Here is a 19,556-nt window from a genome sequence, read left to right on the forward strand (position 1 = left end):
ATCTATATCGTTAATTTTGATAAAGTTACTAAAATAGTATGAACAAGTTATTTACAAATACAATAGTATTTTTTAGATAAATAGAATAAATAATTTTTAAGAAACAAATCGATATTTTGATAGTTTTTATGGGAAAATAAAGGAGGTTAGTTTTTTGAAAGTTGGCTCCTCCAACAGGACTTGAACCTGTGACATACGGATTAACAGTCCGCCGTTCTACCGACTGAACTATGGAGGAACCGAAATGTAGCGCGCATATTATAGATTTAATGGCGCTATGTCAATAGTTAAATTATTTGAAATGCTTTTTTGTGTAAAATTTCCTCTTTTTATTATTATTCAAGTGTTAGGATTGTCTTGAATAAATGGCGTTGTCTGAGTAATTGTTGTGGGTGTGATCCTAGTTCTTGTTGTGGAATAACCTGATTTAGATCTCGATAATAATCAACCCAATAAGACAAAATTTCATTTGTTGTTAAGTCATTAAAATTCATCGGATATAATGCAAAATAGTCATTACCTTGTTCAGTTTTAAAGGCATAAGTAATCAGTTCGCTACAATAAAAGCCATCTGCATTGGGATGAAAGCTGTGATTGTAAGGTGAACCTAAGCATTGTTTTACTCGTCTTAGTGCATTTTGAATAACAACTAAGTCATGGATTCTACCAATGATATTGTGCTTAGCTGCACAAATAAAATTAGTCAATGATTGTTCAATCACGCCATAGTTTTGTGTTGCTTCAATGACAATATTATTTCCAACGTATAAACCAACATGATTAATGCTTTTGGTTATTTCATCTATGTTTGGTACTGCTCCTGAACGGCTTACAGCACCATTAAAAGCATTATTTTTTTTAAGGCTTTGGAAGATAATATCTCCGCATTGGATATTATTGTTTTTTAGCACGATAACGCCATAGTGAAAACATTACACAAGTCGCGATAATAAATTTAAGCGCATCAACACCAACAAATGGCAGATACCCCACTTTTAAAGCGTCAATAAGCGTAATGTGTAAATAACCCATTAAATAGACAACACCAAATACAAATAACAATTGATGCGCGCAAGCGAATGCAATTAATCCTAAAATAAAGTGACGATCATAACCCTTTTCAGCTGCAAAACCTGCTAAATAGGCACTAAATACATAGCCATATAAGTAACCTGAAGAAGGTGATGCTAACGCTATAATTCCACCACTACCATTGGCAAATAGTGGTAACCCAATCGCCCCTAAAAAAAGGTATTGAATTATTGTTAATGCACCTAACTTACGACCTAAAAAAGCGCCAATTAACAAAACGGCTAATGATTGTAATGTAAAAGGCACGGGATAAGTTGGTATGCTAATATTAGCTGCCAGTCCTAAAAGGAGCGCTGCACTGGTGGTGGTTAATAGTTTACGTTGCCAAGAAGATAAATTTACCAGGGTTGTGATAAATGTTGGATAATATGAAGTGGATTGTTGTTTCATTGCTTTCTACCTTTGATATATAAATAGTAAATCAATAATAGCGCAATGCATTTCAATGTAAACTGTTTTTTGTTAAAATTGTTTACATTGAAATTAAAATAGTTGTTATTCCCTATAAAATAAAGGATACGATAACAACGTGAATATTTAATTTAAACTAAATAAGGATTGCTGTTCCGTTCATAACCAAAACTTGACATTGGGCCGTGTCCTGGTACAAAAAGAAAGTTATCACCAAGTGGAAATAACTTATTTTTTATGGACGAAATTAAATCAGTATAGTTACCACGAGGAAAATCAGTCCTCCCTATACTGCCTTTAAATAATACATCACCAACAAAGGCTAGTGTGTCTGAATGATTAATAAAAACAATATGTCCCGGTGTATGTCCCGGACAAAAAAGTACATCAAGTTCAATTTTACCAACTTGAATTTTATCGCCTTCCTTTAACCAGTGATTTGGTAAAAAACTTTCAATATGAGGAAAGCCAAATTGTATACATTGTTGTGGCAAATTGGTGAATAGAAATTCATCTTCGGCACTAGATCCCATTATTCTTACATGATAATGTTTAGCCAACTCGGCTGCTGCACCAACATGATCTAAATGTCCATGGGTTAATAAAATTTGCTTAATATTAACACCTAGCTTCTCAACTGCTTTTTTCAAGAGTTCGGGTTCGCCACCGGGATCGATAATTGCACCTTCCATCGTTTCATCACACCAAATAATGCTACAATTTTCTTGAAAAGCGGTAACGGGGATGATTTGGTATTGGAACATAGATTTATCTCCTTGTTTCTTGGTGATGAGTGGTTAGATTTTGTCCGTCTTCTTTTTTTAGTTGTGCGAAAATAAAGCTTGATAGCACTGTAACTACTCCAAGTATAACAAATGTTAATTGAAATGCGTGAAGAGTACTCGTTGAGTTGCTAATCAATCGCAGTAAAACTGCGCCAAAACCTGTACCAAAACTGATTGCTAATTGTTGATTTACTGCCATTAAACTATTGCCACTACTTGTGTTATCTTTTTCTAAGTTAGCAAGAGTTATGCTATTCATGGCAGTATATTGCATGGAATTGATGCCGCCGATACAAAATAGCAATAAACTGATAAGGATAAGAGGTGTCGATAAATTTAACTGGGACATTAAAACAATCATTACACCAGCTAAAATTGTATTGGTAACGAGTACGAAGCGGTAACCTAAACGCGCTAAAATACGTGGAATAAATATTCGGGTACAAAGTGAGGCAATAGCCATTGGCACTAGCATAATACCAGCAAAGATAGCAGAGTAGCCAAATCCTATTTGTAATAATAACGGAATTAGAAAAGGTACACCTGATATTCCTAATCGGCAAACTAGATTGCCAATAATACCGATTTTGAATGTTCGAATCTTAAAGAGTGATAATGGAAATAAAGGGTTGTGTTTCTTTCTTGCATACCTGCGATAAATCAATAAAAATAGTAGGCAGATTATTGCAAGTAGTAATGGAACAGAGTATGTCTGATCTTGGCTTAAAATTTCGACACTTAACGTGGCACTTATAAAGCTAATAACAATAAAGATAAAGCCAAATAAGTCAAAAGGCATATGTTGACCTTTTAAATTAGGCATATATTTCCAACTGATTATCACACCTAAAATACCAATGGGTAAATTAATAAAAAATACCCAATGCCAACTGACCACATCAACCAAATATCCCCCCAAAACTGGTCCTAAAACAGGACCAATTAAACCTGGAATTGTGGCAGTATTTAAAGCCGCTAAAAAATCACTACGCTTAAAAGATTTTATCAATACTAAACGTGATATAGGTACCATCATCGAACCACCAATACCTTGAATAACACGTGATATATCTAAAAAAATTAAAGAATTGGATAAAGCGCAAAGTAGTGAACCTAGCGTAAATAGTGAGACGGCCATGACAAAAATATTTCTAGTACCAAATTTATCCGATAAAAAACCACTAACAGGAATAAATAAGGCTAAGGTTAAAGCATAACTTATCACAGCAGACTGCATGTTTAAGGGCGACTCATTAAGATCCTTAGCCATGACCGGTAGTGCGGTATTTAATATCGAGGTGTCGAGCGATTGCATAAAAAAAGCAAATGCCGCAATCCATGGTAATATGCGATACACAAAAGGGGAAAACTGTGATTCACTATTCATTTTAATTTAGCCTAAAATAATTTAAATGCTATGGTTTGGTAAAATAATTCTGTAACGTTTATGAAGTTATTTTAGCTTTTTTTTATACTATTGATTCTGTTAAATAACGTCAAAGTGTTTGTTAAAATTGTGTTGAGTATGTGATCTGACGGCTCATTGCGTAATTGCGTTAAGATCTTAAACACCTCGGTAATGTATTCAGGGCGATTTGGTTGACCTTGGCGTCCACTTAATGGCATATCCGGTGCATCTGTTTCAAGTACTAGGCTTTCAAGTGGTAATTGAGCAATTGTGTTGCGAGTCTTATTTGCTCTAGAATAACTAATTACACCGCCCACTCCAATATAATAACCGAGTTTAACAAATTGCATTGCTTGCTGATAGCTACCTGAAAATCCATGTATCACGCCACGACAAGGTAAATTGGCTCGATGTAGTTCATGATAGATAATATCATGTGTTTTACGAGAGTGAATCAAAACAGGTAAATCAAACTGTTTAGCAAGCGATAATTGTTCCCTGAAAATTATAAGTTGCTCTTGCCAATCGATAGTTAAATTGTGTCTATCTAAGCCAATCTCACCAATGGCGACAAGTTTTTGGGGATTAGTTTTTAGTATACTTATTAATTGTTGTAGATCAGCCTGAGTATGCCGATAAATAGGATGTAAGCCTAATGCTGTATAAATTTCATCATAAGTTTCAGAAAGCTGTAAGATTGTATTAAAGTGCGAAGCTGAAACAGCGGGAATAATTAATCCTGTAATATTCGCTTGTTGAATCTGATATATCGACTCAGCAATATGCTGTGTAAACAGTGGAAAATTAAAATGGCAATGCGTATCGATAAACATTATACCTCCTATTCTACTGCTTTTTGATGTAATAAAATTGGCAATAAAAATCGCTCAGCAGCAAATATAATTTGCTCAATGAGTTTATCGGTTAATTCAGGATAAAGACGAGTATAATAACTATCACTCTCAGCGGATTGATTAAATCCTCCTTGCCATGAATTTAAAAGCTGATTGATAGCCCTATCGCTAGCGATAATTTTACCTGTTTTTTTGTCATAAGCTGTAATTAACCAACTCCATGAACTTTTTAATGGCATTAATAATGGTTCATTGATACCTTGTAAATAGCCTTCAACTAAATTAGTTAATATAGTTAAAGCTTGATCTGCATTTAAATGTGAAAATCGCCATTCATTATCTTCTCTACCATATATACGACTTTGACTCTCAATTTTATTGGGATTTAAAATGCAATAAACCAAATGATCAATCCATAATGAAATACCATCACGAATGGAAAGCTTAGATGGCTGCCATGTTAAAATACCATCTTGTTGAATATGGGTTAACCAACCTTGTAATTGGTAATGTTGTTGATTCAGTAAAATAGTCAAATTAACTTCTTGCGTTGTCATGTCCAAGCGTTCTTGGCAGATTTTATCAGCTAATGATTGCATTGTTTCATTTTGCTCATGGTAAATAATCTGACCAAATGCACCGTCAGGTAAATCACCCGTTAGTGCTAAATGTTGATATAAATCATCTGAACGTTGAGGTTCTTTGGCAATAAGTTGATTTAAAATCTGCAAATTCAATTGGTAACGCTGTAAACTATCAAGATTAAAGTTTTCCGCATCTGGTAACGTATCATCAAGATAGTTAAGATAAAAATTAAAGCGCTTTTGTAAAAATAGTCTAATTGGATGTTGGTAAAATCGTTTTAACTCATCAAGACTGATATTATCGACACTGATAGCGGGTATTTCACTAATAAATTCCTGATTTTTCCCTTGCTGTAATGCGGCTGGTAACCATTCATCGGCATAACTCTTGGGATTTTCTAGAAAATTTAGGGGATTAAATGGTGTACGAGTGTGGTTGACCCGTAAAAAATCCAAGTTGTTAGTAATGTTATCAATCTGATTTACAGGAATATTATAATATTGTGCAATATATTCCCAAAATTCATCAACGAGTATTGAGGGATAACGTTCACTATCATCTTTTATATCTCGTCCAATATAACTGATATAGAGCTGATTTTGCGCCGATAAAATGGCTTCTAAAAAAAGATAGCGATCATCATTACGACGACTGCGATCGCCTCGCCTTGGGTGATGAGCAATAAGATCAAAATCAAGTGGTAGTGATGTTCTTGGATAATCACCATCATTCATACCCAATAAACAAACAACTTTAAATGGAATAGAGCGCATTGGCATCATAGTACAAAAGTTTATTTTACCGACTAAAAAACGATGTGCTAAATGATTCTGTTCTAAGCGGGATTGCATAGCATCATGCAAAATAGTGATAGAAATATTATCTAAATAGTTAGCCGATAAACCACTATTGATTAGTTTTTGCCATTCTTCTTCGATCATCATTAAAATAGATTCACGTTGATGATTACTGACAAAAAAATCGTTGATCAATTCAAGACAGCAACTTTGCCATTCAATTAATGGTTTATCTTCACTTAGGATCGTGAACCATTTACTTACGACTTTAATAAACTCTGCCAATTGACCAATTAATTCCGCATCTAAACCTGTTGCACCATCATACGGCAATATTTGTTGCCAACCACCTTGTTCGCTATTCATGGTGTAGCCAAGTAATAATCGCTCAAGTCCAAATAACCAACTATGTGCGTTTTCAAGACCAAAGCGAATACCGGATTCAACAATCCATGTGCGCAACAATGTTAATTGAGATTCACTAATTGCAAATTTTTCTGAAATTGCTGGTATTTCTAATAAGTTAAACAGTTCTTCAGCCGTAAATCGACTTTGTGGGAAATCTAGAATAGTAAAAAAACCTTGAACAATCGGATCAATATTTCGGGCTTTTTGATCAGAAATAGTAAAAGGCAAATAACGCTTTCCATAAGCATTACCAAAAACAGCCCGAATATAAGGAACATATTTATCAATATCGGACACCATCACAATGCAATCGCGTAACTCTAGTGTAGGATCTTCATCAAAAACAGATAAAAGATAATCATACAGTACTTCAACTTCACGTTGTTCACTATGACAAGCATGAAACGATAGTGATTTATCTATGAGTTCAATTGGTTTTTGAACATCAGCTATTGGATAAAGTTCAAGAATATCTTGCTGAATTGCATGTAATAGACAATCTCGGTTTTGATCGACAAATACATCAATATCTTGTTTATCATTAAATTCTTGTAACAAAAACAGATTATCACGTCCAAGTTTTCCCCACGAAGTTAAAAGTGGATTAGGGATTTTGTCTGGGGTGTTTAATATATCCGACAACTGCTTTTCAACAATATCACCCCAATACCATTTACACGGATTATTAAACATTAAATGCACATCAATATGTTTTCCTAGTGCTGCAAGAAGTGAAAGGTAAATCGGCGGTAGCGAGGTAATACCAAAAATAAAAATACGATTGGGTAACGAATTTAAACGTGAGCGATCAAAGCTATCATCTGATAAAATTTCAAGCATTTGTTGATAAATATTAGCACGATGATAAGGTTGACTGATTGATAGCAACTTCCTCCACAGCTCTGCTTGCCATACTTCATCAGAATGATTGTTTAATTCAGCTACAGTTTGGTTTGCTTCCCATTTTGCTAACCAATCAGGACGATAAACTAAATATTGGTCAAATAACCGAGCGATTCGTATTGCTAATTGATACTGTTTTCTATCTTGTTTATCAATATCAAGATAATGTTTAAGTGAAGTAAATTCAGGTTGTTTAATAACTTGAGGCAACAAATAATACAAACGCCAGCTCATTGATTCAACATTATAACTATTTTCAATTGGTGCCTCGGGTAATAATGTTTGATAAAGTTGCCAAATAAACTGCGTTGGAAAAAGAAAATCAACATTAGCCACAATACCTAAATCATCTGCCAACGCAATTTGTAGCCATTGTGACATACCTTGGCTTTGTACCATAACAATATCGGGCGTAAATACGTTCTCTAATGGTTGCCTACGCATTAACTCGCTCACGAGTGATTTAAGTAGATCGACTTGATTTGAATGGTAAATGGTAAACATAGTTGTGTTAATGTTGATAAGATTTATTTAGATTATCGCTGATAGCAACCAATAAATCTAGTTAGTGTTACGTTTCAATCTAACTTTGGTAAGCTAAAATTAAAAAAGGTTACTTAGCAATGTAAGCAACCTTTTTATATATAGTAGAGCATCAAATGTAAATTATTGACCTATACGGCGCGTTAATTCTATAACACGAATTTTTGCTAAAGCTTTTGACAGTTCGGCAGAAGCTTGGGCAAATGTCATATCATCACTTAGGTGATTGATGTGTTCTTGTGCTTGTCTCACTGCTTCTTGTGCTCTTGCTTCATCTAGGTCTTCGCCACGAATCGCTGTATCTGCTAAGATGGTTACGATATTAGGTTGAACCTCTAAGATGCCACCGGATAGATAGATAAACTCTTCTTCGCCATTTGCCTTCACAATCCCAACCATTCCTGGTTTTATGGTTGTGAGTAGGGGAGTATGCCCAGGGTAAATTCCTAATTCACCTTCTCTACCTGTTACTCTGATTCGCTGAACATCACCTGAAAATAGGTGAGATTCAGCACTAACAACTTCTAATTGATAGGAAGTTAGTGCCATAATACGATCTCCATTAATATGATCTTAGTTCAATGAATCTCTTAGAGAGATTTTGCTTTCTCAATTGCTTCATCAATTGAACCAACCATATAAAATGCTTGTTCAGGGATATGATCATAATCACCGTTCATGATTCCTTTAAATGCACTAATAGTGTCTTTTAATGGTACATATTTCCCTGGTGATCCTGTAAATACTTCTGCAACAAAGAATGGTTGAGATAAGAATCGTTGAATTTTACGAGCACGCGCAACGATCAATTTATCATCTTCTGATAGCTCATCCATACCAAGAATTGCAATAATGTCTTTTAATTCTTGATAACGTTGTAGAATCGATTGAACGCCACGAGCACAATCATAATGTTCTTGCCCAACAACTAAAGGATCTAATTGGCGACTTGTTGAATCTAATGGATCTACCGCAGGATAGATACCTAAAGAAGCAATTTGACGACTCAATACGATTGTTGCATCTAAGTGCGCAAAAGTTGTTGCTGGTGACGGGTCAGTTAAGTCATCCGCTGGTACATATACCGCTTGGATTGATGTGATTGATCCCGTTTTTGTTGAAGTAATACGTTCTTGTAATAACCCCATTTCTTCGGCTAATGTCGGTTGGTAACCTACTGCTGATGGCATGCGACCTAATAGCGCGGATACTTCGGTACCTGCTAAGGTATAACGGTAAATATTATCAATAAATAATAAAACGTCTTTACCTTCGTCACGGAATTTTTCAGCCATGGTTAACCCTGTTAACGCAACACGTAAACGGTTTCCTGGTGGCTCATTCATTTGACCATAAACTAACGATACTTTATCAAGTACGTTTGATTCTTTCATTTCATGATAGAAGTCATTACCTTCACGAGTACGCTCACCTACACCAGTAAATACAGAGTAACCAGAGTGTTCGATCGCAATGTTACGGATTAGCTCCATCATGTTAACGGTTTTACCTACACCAGCACCACCGAATAGACCGACTTTACCACCTTTAGCAAATGGACAAATTAAGTCGATAACTTTAATACCTGTTTCAAGTAATTCTGTTGAGTTTGCAAGTTCTTCATAGGTTGGTGCTGCACGGTGAATCGCCCAACGTTCTTCTTCGCCAATTGGACCTGCTTTATCAACAGGATCACCAAGTACGTTCATAATACGACCTAGTGTTTTTGTACCAACCGGCACTTCGATGCCGTGACCTGTGTTTACTACGCTAAGTCCACGTCTTAAACCATCAGATGAACCCATTGCGATACAACAAACAACGCCACCACCTAATTGTTGTTGAACTTCCAGAACTAATTTCTCAGTGCCTGTTTCCACTTCTAATGCATCATATACCTTTGGTACAGCATCTTCTGGGAACTCGACATCAACCACCGCACCGATGATCTGGACAATCTTTCCAGTAGCCATTTTTAATCCTCTACGTCTTTTTCTTAACTATAAGCCAATATTTAGCACTAACCTGAAACAGCAGCTGCACCCGATACAATATCAATTAATTCATTCGTGATAGCACCTTGACGGGCTTTGTTATACACAATTTGTAATTCATTGATTAAGTTTGCACCATTATCTGTTGCTGCTTTCATGGCCACCATTCTTGCTGCTTGTTCACTCGCTAAATTATCAACAACTGCTTGATAGACTTGTGATTCAATATAGCGACGTAAAATTACATCTAATAATGATTTAGCATCAGGCTCATAAATATAATCCCATGATGAAGCTTTAAGCTCTTTATCCTCTGATGGCGGTAATGGTAATAACTGCTGGATTGTTGGCTTTTGCGACATGGTATTAATAAATTTATTAGTAACAATATATAATTTATCAATTTTACCGTTATCGTATGCCTCAAGCATTGTTTTTACCGGGCCAATTAAATCAGATAAAGTTGGTTCATCACCCAAGTTAGTTACTTGAGTCAAAATATTTGTTTTTACTGATGTAAAAAACGAAACACCCCGCGAACCAATTAAAGCAACATCTGCTTCAACACCCTTTTCCTGCCATGCTGACATATCAGCAATGACAGTTTTAAAAAGATTGATATTTAAACCACCACATAAACCACGATCGGTTGAAATGATAAGATAGCCAACTCGCTTTACATCTCTTTCTTCTAAATAAGGATGTTTGGCGCCTATCTGAGCTAACGCTAAATGTCCAATTACTTCACGAATCATTTCGGCATATGGTCGACTAGCAGCCATTCTATCTTGTGTTTTACGCATTTTAGAATTGGCAACCATTTCCATCGCTTTAGTGATTTTTTGCGTACTTTGGATACTGGCAATTTTTGTTCTAATCTCTTTTGCATTAGCCATTTTTTACCTCACCCTTACCATGTTTGAGTTGATTTAAAGCTTTCGAGTAACTCTTTTAGCTTAGCTTCAATCTCATCATTGTAATTACCTGTTTCGTCAATTGATTTGACAAAATCGGCATATTGACTATGGGCATAAGCAAGTAATGCTGTTTCAAATGGTAATACTTTAGCCAGTTCAACATCTTCAAGATAACCACGCTCAGCGGCGTAAAGTACTATTGATTGTTCAGCAACTGTCATTGGTGAGTATTGCTTTTGTTTCAATAGTTCAGTGACTTTTTCACCGTGGCTTAATTGGTTTCTTGTTGCTTCATCTAAGTCTGATGCAAATTGAGAGAACGCAGCTAATTCACGATACTGTGCAAGTGCAGTACGAATACCACCTGATAATTTTTTCATTATCTTAGTTTGTGCTGCACCACCTACACGAGAAACCGAAATACCAGGGTTAACTGCAGGGCGAATACCTGAGTTAAATAAGCTAGTTTCAAGGAATATCTGACCATCGGTAATTGAAATTACGTTAGTTGGTACGAATGCTGAAACGTCACCAGCTTGAGTTTCTATGATTGGTAATGCTGTTAATGAACCTGTTTTACCTTTAATTTCGCCTTTGGTGAATTCTTCAACATAAGCTTCGTTAACGCGCGCAGCACGTTCAAGTAAACGAGAGTGAAGATAGAATACATCACCAGGATAAGCTTCACGTCCAGGTGGACGGCGGAGTAATAACGAAATTTGACGATAAGCAACGGCTTGTTTTGATAAATCATCATAAACAATTAATGCATCTTGACCGCGGTCACGGAAGTATTCACCCATTGCACAACCTGCATACGGTGCTAAATATTGTAACGCAGCCGATTCTGAAGCAGATGCAACAACCACAATCGTGTTCTTAAGTGCGCCATGCTCTTCAAGTTTACGCACTACATTAGCAATAGTTGATTGTTTTTGACCAATCGCAACATAAATACATTTAACGCCTGAATTACGTTGATTGATGATAGCATCGATTGCTAATGCGGTTTTACCTGTTTGACGGTCACCGATAATAAGTTCCCGTTGACCACGGCCAATTGGAATCATTGAGTCAACCGCTTTATAACCAGTTTGTAAAGCTTGGTCAACAGATTTACGATCGATAACACCAGGGGCAACAACTTCTACTGGCGAGAAACCATCATGTTGAAGCGATCCTTTACCATCAATTGGTTCACCTAGTGTATTAATTACACGTCCTAATAAACCTTCACCAACGGGTACTTGTAAAATACGACCAGTACATTGTACTTTCATACCTTCAGACAAGTCTTCGTATGGTCCCATAACTACCGCACCGACTGAGTCTCTTTCAAGGTTAAGTGCCATTGCATAGCGCCCCCCTGGTAATGCAATCATTTCGCCTTGCATTACGTCGGTTAATCCGTGGATTCGAAGAATACCATCACTTACAGATATGATAGTCCCTTCATTGTGAGCATCACTCACAATATTGAACTGAGCTATTCGCTCTTTAATTAGTTCACTTATTTCAGTTGAATTTAGCTGCATTATCAGTCCCCTTAAGACTGTAGAGCGTCATTTAAACGATTTAAACGCCCTCTGATACTACTATCAATAACCATATCGCCCGTACGAATAATAAAACCAGAAATGAGCGATTTATCTATATGACATTTTAGTTTTACTTTTCGTGATAAACGTTTTTCGACAGCGACAGAAATTTTATTAAGTTGTTCATTTGTGAGCTCATCAGCAGAAATAACATCTACATCTGCTTGAGAATCTCTATCCAAACAGTATTGTTCAAACAAAGTTAGCACTTCCGGAAGAAGTGATAATCGTTTGTTCTCAGCCATAATTTTAATAAAATTGGTACTAAACTCATCCAACACGTCTTTACAGATGTTGATGAGTAGGTTAGCCACCGAATCAGTTTTCATGTCAGATGTTAAAATACTTCGGACTTGTGGGTCTTGGCTCACTTGTGAAGTTAACACCAACATTTTATGCCATGATTCGATGCCGTTTTTTTCTACCGCGAAATCGAAAGCAGCTTTAGCATAAGGGCGAGCAATTGTAATTAAGTCAGCCATTGCTCTATTCTCCTTATAGTTCAGCTACGAGTTTATCAATGATGTCGCTATTTGCGGCTTCATTAACAGAGCGTTGAATAATTTTTTCTGCCCCAGCAATAGCAAGTGTTGCAACTTGTTGTTTGAGTTCTTCTCTTGCTCGTTTGCGTTCGGCGTCTACTTCGGCAAGTCCTTGAGCAACAATTCGCTCTTTTTCACGCACAGCTTCTTGCTTTGCTTCCTCAAGAATAGCTGCTTTACGTTTGTTTGCTTGCTCAATAATTGCATTAGCCTCAACCTTAGCCTGTTGCATTATGTCAGATGTATTTGCTTTGGCTAATTCCAAATCTTTTTTTGCTGTTTCTGCTGAAGCAAGGCCATCTGCTATCTCTTTTTGGCGTTTTTCAATCGCACTAATAACTGGCGGCCAAACAAACTTCATACAGAACCAAACAAACAATACAAATGTAATTGCTTGGCCGAGGAGAGTTGCGTTCATATTCATGACACGATTCCTCTTAAATTTTTATTAACCTGCAACAGCAAAGATAACGTAAAGCGCAATACCTACACAGATCATTGGGATTGCATCAACTAGACCCATAACGATAAAGAATTGAGTACGTAACATAGGCATTAATTCAGGTTGACGCGCAGCACCTTCTAAAAACTTGCCACCTAATAAGCCAATACCAACTGCACCACCAATTGCAGCTAATCCCATCATAATGCCTGCGGCTACAAATAACATACTATCCATTATATACTCCAGTTTATTAACAAAAAAATATTAAAATTAATGATCTTCCGTTGCCGACGCCATAGCTAAATAGACGATCGTCAACACCATAAAAATAAAAGCTTGTAACGTAATAATTAAAATATGAAAAATGGCCCATGGTAACGATAGTACCCATTGTGACCACCAAGGCAATAATGCAGCGATAAGGATGAAGATAAGTTCACCTGCATACATATTACCGAAAAGTCGAAGCCCTAAAGAAACTGGTTTAGCTAAAAGGCTGACTAGCTCAAGCACTAAATTGATTGGTGCAAATGCCCAGTGATTAAAAGGATGTAAGGTATATTCTTTAATAAACCCTGAAATTCCTTTGTATTTAATTGAATAAATTATAATAAGTGCAAATACCCCTAAAGACATTGACATAGTAATGCTAACATCTGCCGTTGGTACTACTCTTAAGTGTGACAAGCCTAAATATTGACCTGCATAAGGTAGAAAATCAACTGGGATAAGATCCATTAAATTCATCAAAAAAACCCAAATAAATACCGTTAATGCTAACGGAGCAATGAGCTTATTTTGACCAGTAAACATGTCTTTGACTGTATTATTGACAAATTCAAAGATCATTTCGACTGCACATTGTAATTTACTTGGCACTCCGCTAGTTGCTTTTTGGGCAACACGATGAAATACCCATAGAAAGATAACACCAAGCAGAATTGAAAAGAACAACGAGTCAAGATTTAAGGTCCAAAAACCAGAACCTACTTGCAAGTTCTCAAGATGGTGCTTGATATAAGCTTGTGGTGAAGCTGGAGAGGAAACTGACATATAACCCTCTTAACCTATTCCTAAAAATAAAACATTGCTTATATTTTGTTTAAAAAAATATAAGCAATCGCTGCAACAAGAAGTTACTATTTTAAACCTAATTGCCTATATTAAGTCAACCTTTGATTAACCAAATTAAGAATTTAGACACTTTTTACTAAAATTATGTAAATATTTACAACTTCAATTATTATTTTACTTCTAATATCGTGCTATTGATGGTTCAATTAATGGGTATAAATGACGCTATTTTTAGGCTTTAACTGCTATAGCAATAGCCTCGGCCAATTTTTGCACTTCTGTTTCGTTATTTCCCTCCACCATTACGCGAATAAGCGGTTCTGTTCCTGATTTACGGATCAGTACTCGCCCATTGTTACCAAGTTGTTTTTCTGCTTGTGCTATTGCCGATTTTACCTGAATACTATTTAGTGGATCATGTTCACCTGAAAATCGAACATTAATTAATACTTGTGGTAGCATTGTCATGCCACTGCATAAATCTGCTAATGACATATCATTACGGACCATTGCCGCAAGTACTTGTAAACCGGCAACAATACCATCACCTGTTGTCGTTTTATCTAATAATAAAACATGCCCCGAATTTTCAGCACCTAGACGCCAGTTTTTTTCAACTAGTTTTTCAAGCACATAACGATCCCCAACTTTGGCCCGAACAAAAGGAATACCAAGATTTTTAAGTGCTATCTCAAGCCCCATATTGCTCATTAATGTACCGACAACACCACCTTTTAATTGACCTTGCCTTAATGCCTCACGGGCAATGATATAAATAATTAAATCACCATCAATTTTTTGACCTTTATGATCAACCATAATAATACGGTCACCATCACCGTCTAAGGCAAAACCTAAATTTGCTTTTTCGTCAATAACACGTTTAGCAAGTGCTTTAACATCTGTTGCGCCACAGTTTTCGTTGATATTAACACCGTCTGGCTCACAGCCAATTTTAATTACTTGTGCACCAAGTTCTCGTAATACTTTAGGCGCGATGTGATAGGTGGCGCCATTAGCACAATCGACAACAATTTTAAGTCCAGCTAAACTTAAATCATGATCAAACGTGCTTTTACAAAATTCGATATAACGGCCTGCGGCATCGGTGATACGGCTTGCTCGTCCAAGTTGTTTGGATTCGACGCAGTCGATCTCCTTTTCAAGTTCAGCTTCGATTTCTAATTCAATGGCATCATCAAGTTTTTTTCCTTCGGTTGAAAAAAACTTAATACCATTATCATAAAAAGGATTATGTGAGGCAGAAATAACAACGCCGGCATCAGCACGAAAGGTGCGTGTTAAATACGCAATAGCAGGTGTTGGCATTGGCCCAGTAAAGGCTGCTGCAACTCCTGCCGAGGCAAAACCAGCTTCTAGTGCTGATTCAAGCATATAACCTGAAATACGGGTATCTTTACCGATTAATACTTTTTTAACACCATCTTTAGCTAGCACACGACCTGCTGCCCAACCTAATTTGAGTGCAAAATCTGGTGTGATAGGATACTGTCCAACTTTACCCCTAATCCCATCTGTACCAAAATATTTTCGATTAGACATTCTATTCCCTCACACTAACATTTGTTATTTTTAACCACGTTGTTAAACAATAATGCTTTGTTTTAAAGCTATATAGCACTATTTTTTAAAAAACGACTTTTTGATAAACAGTATATTTTAATTTGTAAAAAAACTTCAGAAAAATACACCGGTTAATATAAAGTTATTCTCGATTATCATTGGCAAATTTTAATAATCCTTGACTCTCTTTGATAAAGCGATTGGCATAACTACCAAACCACTGAGTAACTTCATTAAAGTTCTTTATAAACTTAGTTTTGTCACGTTGTTCAATTAAATTAACCATTTCCCCAAAACATTCATAATAACGTTTGATTAATTCAATGTTATCATCAGATGCCATGATAATATCAGCATAAAGTTCAGGATCTTGCGCAAATAGGCGTCCAACCATCATCAGTTCAAGCCGATAGATCGGTGACGATAATGCAATAAGTTGTTCCAAATCTGCTTGTTCACGTTGTAAATTTACACCATATGAAAAAGAGGTAAAATGGCGTAATGCCTGAATGAATGACATACATTTATCATGCTCTTTGGGCGTAATTGCACATAGATTAGCGCCCCAGATCCGTATTTGCTCAATTAACCATTGATACTTCGCCTGTTCGCGTCCATCACAATAAACAATGATTTGTTTAGCTAAGTTTGGCACATCAGGACCAAACATTGGGTGCAAACCAACCACAGGGCCTTGATGCTTATCAAGCATTGCTTTGAGTGGTTTAGTTTTTATGGATGTAAAATCGGTCAAAATACAATCTTTGGGTAATGGTGGTAATTGTTTAATGATTTCGCAAGTTTTATTGATTGGCACGGTCACAATAACAGCAATTGCATCGGCAACAACTTCGGCTGCTTGATGCATTGTTTTTGAACCCAATGTTTTAACCTGATAGCCCGATAAAGTAAATAACCGAGCAAATAACCGACCCATTTGCCCATTACCGCCAACAATCACGACAGACCCTTGACCTGTATAGACTTTTTTAAAGCCCTTGTCGTTTTCGCTAATATAAGATTCACGCATCAAACGGCGTAAAATATCTTCAATTAAAGCAAGAGAAACACCTTGCTTTTCAGCCTCTTGCCGTCTTTTAGTGAGCATATCGGCTTCACGTTTAGGATCATAAATGGGAATACCATGCTTGCTTTTTACTTCGCCAACTTCGGCAACTAACGCTAATCGCTTTGCAATTAAAGATAAAATAGATTGATCAACTTCATCGATTTTATCGCGTAAGGCAAGTAGTTCCGTAGACATATTGGGTAGTTCCTTATTATCACAAAGAGTTGCTTTTTCTGTAATAGCTTAACAGTATAACGTATTTTTGGTACGATGCGTATTTAGAACATCAAATCCAAGACAATAAATCAACATGAATGTTATCTCATTTAATATTAACAGCCTTCGTGCTCGAATTCACCAATTAGCAGCTATAATTGATAAATATCAGCCTGATGTAATTGGTTTACAAGAAACGAAAGTTCATAATGATCAGTTTCCTATTGCTGAGCTTGAACCATTTGGTTATTACCTAAACTATCATGGACAAAAAGGACATTACGGAGTTGCTTTACTAACAAAGCAAAAACCATTGTCAGTGCAATGTGGTTTTCCAACCGATGATGATGAAGCTCAGTGCCGTTTAATTATGGTTGAATTACCTACTAGTAAAGGAAATTTAACCGTAATTAATGGTTATTTCCCGCAAGGCGAAAGTTTACATCATGAAACTAAATATCCAGCTAAACGTAAGTTTTATCAAGATCTGGTTTGCCATTTACAAAAGCACCAATTAAATAATCAATTAACTTTAATTATGGGCGATATGAACATTAGCCCAACGGATTTGGATGTTGGTATTTCAGAAGAAAACCGTAAACGCTGGCTTCGTATGGGTAAATGTTCATTTTTACCGCAAGAGCGTGAATGGATGAGCAATTTAATGTCACTTGGCTTTATAGATACTTATCGTAACGAACATCCAACAAAGCAGGAATATTCATGGTTCGATTACCGCTCAAAAGGGTTTGAAACAGATACAGGACTTAGGATTGATCTAATTTTAGCTAGCCAAAAATTACTATCACATTGCCAACAAACAGGGATTGATTATACTATTCGAGCAATGGAAAAACCCTCAGACCATGCACCTATTTGGGCTAAATTTGATTTAGTATAAATCTGTATCATCGCAACAAAGGATCATCACATGCAAAACAGCTCGGTTTTATCGGTCAAAGATCTTAATCAAATTGTTAAAGATTTACTGTCTGATGCAATTGGGCAGGTCTGGTTAGTGGGCGAAGTTTCTAACTTTTCACGCCCATCATCAGGTCATTGGTATTTTTCGTTAAAAGACGATAGTGCACAAGTACGTTGTGCGATGTTTCGCAACAGTAATTTTCGGGCTGGTTTTACGCCACAAAATGGGCAACAAGTTTTAGTTAGAGCAACAGTAACCTTATACGAAGCTCGTGGTGAATATCAACTGGTTATTGATAAAATTCAGCCCGCAGGTGCGGGGTTATTACAACAAAAATTTGAACAGTTAAAGAAACGACTTTCAGATGAAGGGGTATTTGATGCCATTTATAAAAAACCACTTCCTGAAAATATCCGCACCGTTGGTATTATTACATCATCAACGGGGGCTGCGTTGCATGATATTTGCCAGATATTAAAACGTCGTGATCCAAGTTTGCATTTGATCATCTACCCAACGCAAGTACAAGGCATTGAAGCGGCTGAACAAATTGCTAAAATGATTCAAATTGCCAACATTCGTCAAGAATGTGATGTCTTAATTGTTGGGCGAGGTGGAGGATCGATTGAAGATTTATGGTCATTTAACGAAGAAATCGTTGCAAGGGCTATATTTGCAAGTCAACTACCGATTGTCAGTGCGGTGGGGCATGAAATTGATTTCACCATTGCTGATTTTGTTGCCGATATTAGAGCTGCAACACCATCGGCCGCTGCCGAATTAGTTAGCCAAGATAGCCTAGAGCAGGTCAAGCGCTTACAAGTTCAACAGCAGCATTTATCTATGGCGATGGATTACTACTTAATACAGAGTCGAGAAAAACTAAATAAATGGTATCATCGGTTGCAAACTCAGCACCCACAAACAAAGTTAGCAAAACAGCTAAACACGCTGCTCACTTATCGCCACACATTATACGATAATATTCAGCAATATTTGCTCAGACAATCAAACTACTATAATCAATTAGATAAACGGTTATCACGTGTTTCGCCACAAAATAAAATTTACCATTTTCAGCAGCTTGTTAGTCAAAAGCAGCAACAAATTATTCATTTAGTACAGCAAAAACTGACTCAATCTCAACACCAATTTGTTTTACAAACCTCCCAACTTAATAGCGTCAGCCCACTTGCGACACTTGGAAGAGGTTACTCTGTTACGACAAATCAAAATAACACAGTGGTTCGCCTTCCTGAAGAAGTTGCTGTTGGTGAATTAATTATTACAAAGCTAAAAAAAGGCAGTATTGTTAGTCAAGTTACCCAAATTGATAAGTAAAAATATTATTTAAAAATGATTTATGAGTCGTTTATAAATCGTTTATTACTAAGTGTTTGTCTGAT

General features: G+C 36.4%; 18 protein-coding genes and 1 tRNA gene. 2 read left to right on the plus strand and 17 right to left on the minus strand.

Annotated elements, in window-relative coordinates:
* Positions 1 to 162: 162 nt before the first annotated feature.
* The 17 genes from GQ594_RS09625 to tyrA form a co-directional block, all read right to left on the minus strand.
* Positions 163 to 238: transfer RNA gene (locus GQ594_RS09625), tRNA-Asn, on the minus strand.
* 97 nt (positions 239 to 335) lie between these two features.
* On the minus strand, positions 336 to 911 hold the full coding sequence (locus GQ594_RS09630) for a YiiX/YebB-like N1pC/P60 family cysteine hydrolase (RefSeq protein ID WP_160401125.1): 576 nt from the start codon (positions 909 to 911) through the stop codon (positions 336 to 338).
* Complete coding sequence (locus tag GQ594_RS09635; RefSeq protein ID WP_160412665.1) at positions 895 to 1,482, minus strand: biotin transporter BioY; 588 nt, start codon at positions 1,480 to 1,482, stop codon at positions 895 to 897. The genes GQ594_RS09630 and GQ594_RS09635 overlap by 17 nt, the downstream gene beginning before the upstream one ends.
* A 152-nt stretch (positions 1,483 to 1,634) precedes the next feature.
* Positions 1,635 to 2,267: an MBL fold metallo-hydrolase gene (locus tag GQ594_RS09640; protein WP_160401123.1), complete on the minus strand. Its 633-nt coding sequence runs from the start codon at positions 2,265 to 2,267 to the stop codon at positions 1,635 to 1,637.
* 4 nt (positions 2,268 to 2,271) lie between these two features.
* A complete protein-coding gene (locus GQ594_RS09645; RefSeq protein ID WP_160412668.1) occupies positions 2,272 to 3,675 on the minus strand; it encodes a DHA2 family efflux MFS transporter permease subunit in 1,404 nt (467 codons plus the stop codon).
* A 71-nt stretch (positions 3,676 to 3,746) separates the two neighbouring features.
* Positions 3,747 to 4,529 (minus strand): TatD family hydrolase, encoded by a 783-nt coding sequence (locus tag GQ594_RS09650; protein WP_160412672.1) that lies wholly within the window; start codon positions 4,527 to 4,529, stop codon positions 3,747 to 3,749.
* Between the two features lie 8 nt (positions 4,530 to 4,537).
* Positions 4,538 to 7,747, minus strand: coding sequence for an exodeoxyribonuclease V subunit gamma (gene recC / locus GQ594_RS09655; protein WP_160412675.1), 3,210 nt, complete (start codon positions 7,745 to 7,747; stop codon positions 4,538 to 4,540).
* Positions 7,748 to 7,909: 162 nt separating this feature from the next.
* Positions 7,910 to 8,335, minus strand: a complete 426-nt coding sequence (locus GQ594_RS09660; RefSeq protein ID WP_160401119.1) for a F0F1 ATP synthase subunit epsilon — start codon at positions 8,333 to 8,335, stop codon at positions 7,910 to 7,912.
* A 41-nt stretch (positions 8,336 to 8,376) separates the two neighbouring features.
* Positions 8,377 to 9,759, minus strand: a complete 1,383-nt coding sequence (gene atpD / locus GQ594_RS09665) for a F0F1 ATP synthase subunit beta (protein WP_160401118.1) — start codon at positions 9,757 to 9,759, stop codon at positions 8,377 to 8,379.
* Positions 9,760 to 9,806: 47 nt separating this feature from the next.
* The gene (atpG, locus tag GQ594_RS09670) at positions 9,807 to 10,676 is read right to left on the minus strand and encodes a F0F1 ATP synthase subunit gamma (RefSeq protein WP_160401117.1); all 870 of its coding nucleotides are present in this window, start codon (positions 10,674 to 10,676) and stop codon (positions 9,807 to 9,809) included.
* Positions 10,677 to 10,690: 14 nt separating this feature from the next.
* Positions 10,691 to 12,232 carry a F0F1 ATP synthase subunit alpha gene (gene atpA / locus GQ594_RS09675; protein WP_160401116.1) on the minus strand — a complete coding sequence of 514 codons (1,542 nt, stop codon included), beginning with the start codon at positions 12,230 to 12,232 and terminating at the stop codon, positions 10,691 to 10,693.
* 11 nt (positions 12,233 to 12,243) lie between these two features.
* Entirely contained in the window at positions 12,244 to 12,777 is a 534-nt protein-coding gene (gene atpH, locus GQ594_RS09680) for a F0F1 ATP synthase subunit delta (protein WP_160401115.1), read from the minus strand.
* Between the two features lie 13 nt (positions 12,778 to 12,790).
* On the minus strand, positions 12,791 to 13,261 hold the full coding sequence (atpF, locus tag GQ594_RS09685; RefSeq protein WP_160401114.1) for a F0F1 ATP synthase subunit B: 471 nt from the start codon (positions 13,259 to 13,261) through the stop codon (positions 12,791 to 12,793).
* Between the two features lie 24 nt (positions 13,262 to 13,285).
* Complete coding sequence (gene atpE, locus GQ594_RS09690; RefSeq protein ID WP_034901511.1) at positions 13,286 to 13,516, minus strand: F0F1 ATP synthase subunit C; 231 nt, start codon at positions 13,514 to 13,516, stop codon at positions 13,286 to 13,288.
* 36 nt (positions 13,517 to 13,552) lie between these two features.
* Positions 13,553 to 14,335 carry a F0F1 ATP synthase subunit A gene (gene atpB, locus GQ594_RS09695; protein WP_160401113.1) on the minus strand — a complete coding sequence of 261 codons (783 nt, stop codon included), beginning with the start codon at positions 14,333 to 14,335 and terminating at the stop codon, positions 13,553 to 13,555.
* 252 nt (positions 14,336 to 14,587) lie between these two features.
* Positions 14,588 to 15,919 (minus strand): phosphoglucosamine mutase, encoded by a 1,332-nt coding sequence (glmM, locus tag GQ594_RS09700; RefSeq protein WP_160401112.1) that lies wholly within the window; start codon positions 15,917 to 15,919, stop codon positions 14,588 to 14,590.
* Between the two features lie 163 nt (positions 15,920 to 16,082).
* Positions 16,083 to 17,204: a bifunctional chorismate mutase/prephenate dehydrogenase gene (gene tyrA / locus GQ594_RS09705; RefSeq protein ID WP_160412678.1), complete on the minus strand. Its 1,122-nt coding sequence runs from the start codon at positions 17,202 to 17,204 to the stop codon at positions 16,083 to 16,085.
* Positions 17,205 to 17,319: 115 nt separating this feature from the next.
* Here tyrA and xthA point away from each other — a divergent pair, with 115 nt between their 5' ends.
* Both xthA and xseA read left to right on the plus strand, forming a co-directional pair.
* Positions 17,320 to 18,126, plus strand: coding sequence for an exodeoxyribonuclease III (xthA, locus tag GQ594_RS09710; RefSeq protein ID WP_160401110.1), 807 nt, complete (start codon positions 17,320 to 17,322; stop codon positions 18,124 to 18,126).
* Positions 18,127 to 18,156: 30 nt separating this feature from the next.
* Positions 18,157 to 19,491, plus strand: a complete 1,335-nt coding sequence (xseA, locus tag GQ594_RS09715; protein ID WP_160412680.1) for an exodeoxyribonuclease VII large subunit — start codon at positions 18,157 to 18,159, stop codon at positions 19,489 to 19,491.
* Positions 19,492 to 19,556 lie beyond the last annotated feature (65 nt).

This window comes from Gilliamella sp. Pra-s52 (assembly GCF_009795805.1).
In the GTDB taxonomy this organism is placed as follows: Bacteria; Pseudomonadota; Gammaproteobacteria; order Enterobacterales; family Orbaceae; genus Gilliamella.